Origin of the sequence: Tissierella sp. (assembly GCF_032104385.1) — a bacterium.
Taxonomy (GTDB): Bacteria; Bacillota; Clostridia; order Tissierellales; family Tissierellaceae; genus Tissierella.
Genome location: NZ_DAMCHJ010000003.1, coordinates 171913 through 178335, shown reverse-complemented (window position 1 = coordinate 178335; position 6423 = coordinate 171913). Strand labels below are relative to the sequence as shown.

Sequence of the window (6423 nt, the reverse complement as noted above, 5' to 3'; positions counted from 1 at the left end):
ATTAATTTATATATTATTGTAGTACCTGCTGCGCCAGATAAGATACCACTAATATCTCCTATAACATCATTACAAAAATTTGATACTTGTCCTGCATTTCTAACAAGTTTTATTGCAAACCTTGCCTCTTCTACCTTATTCGCCGCCATAGCATGAAATGGTTTTTCTTCTGCTGTAGTTACAGCTATACCAATAATGTCAAATATAATTCCTATCATAATAATTATTATCAAAACAACAAAAGCCATTGCAATATCCAGGTTTTTTACTAAATTTTCAGTAATAACCGATACCACAATAGACATAAGAAATGTCCATATACTTATAAAAAGAACCCATCTTAAATTATACTTGGCAGAAATCCCCTCATCTTCTTTTTTATTCATATATTAATTATTCCCTCCAAAACCATTTATAAAAAATAATAAACAGCAATACACAAAAAGCTGATAGCTACAAGCTATCAGCTATAAGAGTGGTAGTAAACTGTGTAAATCTTACGGCTTTAGGTCCAGCAGGATTTCCCTAATAAAAACTGTCTGTCGCCATAACAGCGGTTTCCCTTTAATTTTATTACTATCTTGTCGCCAAAGATAAAACTGGATTGCCACTTAGTCCGCACTGTAATCCACAATCTACCTCTTTTTTAGAACAGTCTAGGAGTTTTCCTCTACAGCCATTCTATTCCTTAGCCTCTTTTGCAAAATAGGTTTCGATAACAGAACTTAAAATATATCGGGCCCTTCAATATCTTAAGTTGAACTTATCATCCGCCATACTTCACTCAAGGCAGGCTACTCTGCTTTTAGTAAGATATACATAGCAGGTTTATCATAATAGACCATTTCAAATCTGATCTACTATGTCTCCACGAGAGTAGGGTCATCGCCTGCATGCCATTGCAGATCGCCCCATCCCTCTTACTCCCTGTGATGACCCACGACTGGGCGTCGCGAGCCAAGACAAGGAACTTCATCGATATGCCCTTCGACGGATTTTTAGCCCCGCCCTCTAGAATAGTTGTGCTGACTAGAATACTGTACCACTCAAGCTAAAAATATTATAGCATATTTGATATCAAAATTCAATTTATATTCTACTATCTATTTCGTTTCACTAATTTCTCAGTTAACTCAATAAAAAAACTAATATCTCTGTCTTTTAGCTTTTTTAAGGATTCAATGGCTCTTCTACTATATTCTTTAACAGCATCTTCAGCTTTGTTAATGTCATGAAATGTCAAATAAGTTAATTTTTTTATATCAGAATCTTCTTCCATATCTAAAATGTCATCTCTAATTTGATAAGCTAATCCAAGATTGAATCCAAATTCCCTAATAAATTCAATCTCCATATCTGTTGCCTCTCCCATAATAGCACCCGAAACTAAAGCTGATTGTATTAAGGCTGCTGTTTTAGTCTTATACATAAATATTATTTTTTCTTCTGTCATAGTATCATAATTAGACAATAAATCGACAACTTGCCCTCCAATCATGCCATATATACCTGAATATCTACTAATTTCTTTTAAAGTTCTAACATGTCTTCTATACTCATCTATTGTTTTAGAACTTTCTATATGATTTGATATGGTTTCAAAAGCCAAGTTCAATAAACCGTCACCAGCCAATATGGACATAGCTTCCCCAAATACCTTATGATTAGTTGGTTTACCTCTTCTAAAATCATCATCATCCATAACTGGAAGATCATCATGTATAAGAGAATATGTATGTATCATCTCAATAGCCATTGCATAAGGCATTATTTCCTCAATATCTTTTTTAAACATCTCATAAGATTTTATAGCCATTATAGGTCTTAACCTTTTTCCTCCAGTAAATAAGCTATAGTCTATAGCCTCAAAAATTCTTTTTTGATAACCATTCTTATCTTTAAGTACATTATTAAGCTCCACATCAATAATAGTATTTAAACTTTTTAATTCATCATTCATTTCTATACCTCCACTGGAAAATCCATTTCTGTCACATCTCCGTTATTATCCTTTAATAAAACCTTAATTTCTCCTTCTTTTTCAGATAGTAATTCGTTACAATAGTTATATAATTCAATTCCTTTTTTAAACTTATCCATGGACTCATCAAGGGTACAGTCATGATCTTCTAGCTCTTTCAATATGTTTTCTAACTGAGAAATAGCTTCCTCATAGGTTAATTTCTTATTTTTCATCTGACAATTCCCCCTTATCAACACCTCTTACTATAGATTTTATTTTACCATTCTTTAACAATATATTAATTTCTTCACCTACTACAATATTATCTATAGATTTAACAAGTTTACCTTTATTATCAGTCAAAATACCATATCCCCTATCTAAAGCTAAAAGTGGATTTAACATATTAAGACTATTTTTCAAACATGATAATTGATTTAGTTTATCTCCAAGTTTCTTTTCCATTACATGATTTAAATCTCTAAACAGATTATCAATTTCTTGTCTTTTATCTTTTAACTGATTCATAGGACTATAAAACTTAAGATTCCCGTTTAAATAATCTATTTGTATCCTATAACCATCAATAGTACTATATATATTCCTAATTAATCTTTTATATTTAGATTCTAATTCATTAGTTAAATGTTCAATATCCGGTACAGAAAGTTCTGCAGCTGCTGATGGTGTAGGAGCTCTTAAATCTGCAACAAAATCTGCAATAGTAAAGTCTGTTTCATGACCTACAGCAGATATAATTGGAGTTTTTAATTTGTAAATAGTTCTAGCCAGTTTTTCATCATTAAAGGCAAAAAGTTCCTCTATAGAACCTCCACCTCTGCCAGTAATAATTAAATCTATATCATCCCTACTATCTAAATAAATAAGTCCTTTGCAAATTTCTTTAGGTGCCTGTGAGCCCTGTACTAGAGATGGATATATAAGTATACAACACGGGGGAAATCTCCTTCTAATAACAGTAATAATATCCCTTATAGCAGCACCAGTAGAAGAAGTAACAACACCAATCTTTTTTGGCATAAATGGTATAGATTTCTTATTAGTTTCCAAAAACATACCTTCTGCTTCTAGTTTTTTCTTTAGTTCTTCAAAAGCTTTATATAGATCCCCTAATCCACTTTCCTTAATATGTCTAATATAAAACTGATAATCTCCTTCTTTTTCATATACAGAAATATATCCAGTTGCTACAATCTTCATTCCATCTTCAATATTAAACTTTAGCTTTTCATTATCAGTTCTAAACATTACCGCCTTGATTTTTCCCTTTTCATCTTTAAGATTAAAATACATATGACCACTATAATGGTGTTTAAAATTTGATATTTCACCTTCAATACTTAAATTAGATAAAATCATATCACTTAAAAAAACTCTTTTAATATAAGTATTTACTTCACTTACTTTTAGAGGTCTTATATCCATATCCTATCTCCATAATACTTATTTTTTATCGATATTCCTAACAAACCCACCTAATACTCCATTGATAAACCTAAAAGATTCCTCTGTACTATATTTCTTTACAATTTCAATTGCCTCATTAATGGATACTTCGACTGGTATATCTTTTCTATACAGAATTTCATATACAGCAATTCTTAAAACTGCCAAATCAATTTTTGCCAATCTATTCAAATTCCATCCCTCAGAATATAATTCAATATATTTATCAATAGAATCTAAATTTTCTTTTATTTTTGTCATAGCATCTAATATATATTCCTTTTCCAACTCTTCAAAAGGAAAATTATTAAAATATATATTTAATGCATCATCAGAAAAATCATCATTTACCTCCATTTGATAGAGTACCTTCATTGTTCCTTCTCTTGCCTGTTTTCTTCCCATTTTTCCCTCCTAAAAATATAAAACTTTAATATATTAATTTCTACCACTTGGAGGAAGTATCCTTTCCAGCAATTCTTTAAAATTAATGTTTTTGTAAGATTTATTCCCTATAGTATATCCTATACAAGTACATATAAAAATAAACAAAGTTTTAAAAAAACCAATGATAAGAATTATTATTCCCAATAGGAATCCTAAAAAAGCACCAAAGAACTTTCCCCTATTTTCATTAATTAATTCTAAAAGCTCCCGTAGTATTTGTTTACCCATAGATAACACCCCATTTTACTTTATTACCCTATTAGGCCTTGATACATTGTTTGCTTTTACCTTTACTTCAGTAACATTAGCTCCAGTTGCATTCTCAACATATTCTTTTACCGTAGCTTGCAATTCTTTAGTAACCTCTGGAATATTAATATCGGGTGAAACATCCCCAGTAAGCTCAATATGAACTTGTCCATCAGGTAAATTTACATTAATTTTAATATTACTCATACCTGAAAATTTATCAACAACATTTTCTACTAATCCAACTATTGTATTGGAATAAATGACTATTTCTCCAAATTCATTTCTAGTAATTAAGTATGAATCCAAAGATTTAGTTTCTTTTCTAGAAAAACCTGAAAAAATAATTCTTATACTAGCTATAAATAAAATTAACCCTGCTAAGGTATAATAATAATTTTTATTTATACTCCTCACTATAGCAACAATATTATCCACTGATAAAAAACCTGGAATATTAAAAGGGATAACAATGATACAAAATGATAATATTAATATACATAGGGAAAAGAATACAATAATTAATCTATCTAAAATCTTCATAAGTATATCTCCTCTCTTAACATTTAAAATTACCCTCTGACTTACAGAGGGTAAATATACTATTTTACTCTAGGTTCTGTTTCTATTTTTCTCTCCTTTGGAATATTCACACCTTGAATATTTACATTTACTTCTACAATATTTAATCCAGTCATAGTTTCTACTGTGTTTTTAACATTTTCTTGTATCTTTTGACCAAGTTCTGAAATTTTCGAACCGTATTCCACAATAATATATAAATCTATAGCAGCTTCTTTATCTCCAACTTCTACTTTTACACCCTTAGATAAATTCTTCATACCTAACATTTCTGTGATGCCGCCAGTAATACCACCACTCATCCCTGCTACACCATCAACTTCAGTAGCAGCAACTCCAGCAATAATAGCAACAACATCATCTGAAATCTTTACAGTACCATGTTCAACATTCTCATCATTATAATTATCGACCAAAATTAACACCTCCATACAACTATAAGTTCTTAAAGCTATTATATCAGAGGATAATATCATTTACAAACATTTCTATTGTTTTTTCATTATTTTAATATTATTATTATCATAATCTGTTTCTGATTTTACTATATCTAGAACTTTTATCATATCTTGCTCACTTAACTCATTAGTCGATACAACTATTTTTATATCCTTATCCGTTAAAAATACAATCGCATCTTCAAAACCTTTCCCTTTTATTAACCCCTCAATTTGAAGTTCTTTTTCTGAATTATTTCCAAGTTTCATTATTTCTCTTTGTGCTTCTTTCCTTACATCTTCCGCAGTGTTTGAATTATTAGTAATCACATCTAATCTATCTATTAGAGAAGCTCTTAATTTATCCCTAGACAATCTATATTCAACAAAATAATTTTTTCTATCTTTGCTTGCCTCTGTATACATTGTCTCCAAGGCTTCATTTCCTTCATTTTTAGCTGAATCAATTATATCTATATTATCAGCAGTTTCAACTACTCCTAATTCTTCTTTTTCTTCTTTAGATTCTTGATTTTTTGTCATTTCCATAAGTTCATGATTTTGATAATCCTTTGACGATTTTCTTTGTGCTTGTTGTGTTAGTTGATGATTTAAATATCCAGTAAAAACTAACAATACAACTAACAGGCCTATAATTGCAGGTCTCTTGATTTTAAACATAATTATTCCCCCTTATTTACTTGAATATACTTGAACTTTATTACCCTTTATTCCTAATACAGTCTTTACACCATTGTAGAGCATCTCCTTTATCTTAGGATCATCAGCACCTTCTGCTACTACAATAACACCTTGTACAGTAGGTTTGATTTCTTTAACTACTAGTAATGAGCCATCATTACCTTTAGTTACCACTTGGGTTGTTAAATCTTCTCTATGTATCTCCCTAGTCCCTCCTTCTGAATCATTCTCTAAAGTATTTTCTGTAGTCTTTGTTGTATTTGTAGCAGTAATTTTTTCTATACTATTTTCTAAAGTTACCATAACACTTACTTTACCCACTCCATTTAATTTACTCAAAATATCAACTAGTTTTTTCTCCAAATAGCCACTATAATCAGATTCTAGGTTATTATTGATATCTTTTATATATTTATCTGTAGTACTATCAATATTTTTAGTTTTTGGCCCAAGAAAAATATTAGCTACAATTAAAAATATGATGGACATAAGTAGTATTATGAATAAATTATTAATAAACTTTTTGTTATTCATTTTTGTAAGGGCATCTTTTATTTTATCTAATATTTCGTTCAT

At 29.8% G+C, this 6423-nt stretch carries 9 protein-coding genes and 1 pseudogene; all 10 read right to left on the bottom strand.

Annotated elements, in window-relative coordinates; all coding sequences use genetic code 11:
* Positions 1 to 386: pseudogene (locus RT714_RS04855) on the bottom strand (hypothetical protein); the annotation flags it as partial.
* Between the two features lie 713 nt (positions 387 to 1099).
* Positions 1100 to 1960 carry a farnesyl diphosphate synthase gene (locus tag RT714_RS04850; protein ID WP_313756455.1) on the bottom strand — a complete coding sequence of 287 codons (861 nt, stop codon included), beginning with the start codon at positions 1958 to 1960 and terminating at the stop codon, positions 1100 to 1102.
* A 2-nt stretch (positions 1961 to 1962) separates the two neighbouring features.
* Positions 1963 to 2196, bottom strand: a complete 234-nt coding sequence (xseB, locus tag RT714_RS04845) for an exodeoxyribonuclease VII small subunit (protein WP_313756454.1) — start codon at positions 2194 to 2196, stop codon at positions 1963 to 1965.
* Complete coding sequence (xseA, locus tag RT714_RS04840; protein ID WP_313756453.1) at positions 2186 to 3409, bottom strand: exodeoxyribonuclease VII large subunit; 1224 nt, start codon at positions 3407 to 3409, stop codon at positions 2186 to 2188. The genes xseB and xseA overlap by 11 nt, the downstream gene beginning before the upstream one ends.
* Before the next feature lie 18 nt (positions 3410 to 3427).
* The gene (nusB, locus tag RT714_RS04835) at positions 3428 to 3835 is read right to left on the bottom strand and encodes a transcription antitermination factor NusB (protein ID WP_313756452.1); all 408 of its coding nucleotides are present in this window, start codon (positions 3833 to 3835) and stop codon (positions 3428 to 3430) included.
* Positions 3836 to 3868: 33 nt separating this feature from the next.
* Positions 3869 to 4105, bottom strand: coding sequence for a DUF2273 domain-containing protein (locus RT714_RS04830; protein WP_313756451.1), 237 nt, complete (start codon positions 4103 to 4105; stop codon positions 3869 to 3871).
* 15 nt (positions 4106 to 4120) lie between these two features.
* On the bottom strand, positions 4121 to 4669 hold the full coding sequence (gene amaP / locus RT714_RS04825) for an alkaline shock response membrane anchor protein AmaP (RefSeq protein ID WP_313756450.1): 549 nt from the start codon (positions 4667 to 4669) through the stop codon (positions 4121 to 4123).
* A gap of 59 nt (positions 4670 to 4728) precedes the next feature.
* Entirely contained in the window at positions 4729 to 5133 is a 405-nt protein-coding gene (locus RT714_RS04820) for an Asp23/Gls24 family envelope stress response protein (protein ID WP_313756637.1), read from the bottom strand.
* A gap of 63 nt (positions 5134 to 5196) precedes the next feature.
* The gene (locus tag RT714_RS04815; RefSeq protein WP_313756449.1) at positions 5197 to 5826 is read right to left on the bottom strand and encodes a SpoIIIAH-like family protein; all 630 of its coding nucleotides are present in this window, start codon (positions 5824 to 5826) and stop codon (positions 5197 to 5199) included.
* 12 nt (positions 5827 to 5838) lie between these two features.
* Positions 5839 to 6423 carry a sporulation stage III protein AG gene (locus RT714_RS04810; protein ID WP_313756448.1) on the bottom strand — a complete coding sequence of 195 codons (585 nt, stop codon included), beginning with the start codon at positions 6421 to 6423 and terminating at the stop codon, positions 5839 to 5841.

Excerpts from the sequence above, each read along its gene's own strand:
- RT714_RS04830 (WP_313756451.1), bottom strand. The coding sequence starts at position 4,105 with ATGGGTAAACAAATACTACGGGAGCTTTTAGAATTAATTAATGAAAAT.
- xseB (WP_313756454.1), bottom strand. The coding sequence starts at position 2,196 with ATGAAAAATAAGAAATTAACCTATGAGGAAGCTATTTCTCAGTTAGAA.
- nusB (WP_313756452.1), bottom strand. The coding sequence starts at position 3,835 with ATGGGAAGAAAACAGGCAAGAGAAGGAACAATGAAGGTACTCTATCAA.
- RT714_RS04815 (WP_313756449.1), bottom strand. The coding sequence starts at position 5,826 with ATGTTTAAAATCAAGAGACCTGCAATTATAGGCCTGTTAGTTGTATTG.
- amaP (WP_313756450.1), bottom strand. The coding sequence starts at position 4,669 with ATGAAGATTTTAGATAGATTAATTATTGTATTCTTTTCCCTATGTATA.
- RT714_RS04850 (WP_313756455.1), bottom strand. The coding sequence starts at position 1,960 with ATGAATGATGAATTAAAAAGTTTAAATACTATTATTGATGTGGAGCTT.
- RT714_RS04810 (WP_313756448.1), bottom strand. The coding sequence starts at position 6,423 with ATGAACGAAATATTAGATAAAATAAAAGATGCCCTTACAAAAATGAAT.
- xseA (WP_313756453.1), bottom strand. The coding sequence starts at position 3,409 with ATGGATATAAGACCTCTAAAAGTAAGTGAAGTAAATACTTATATTAAA.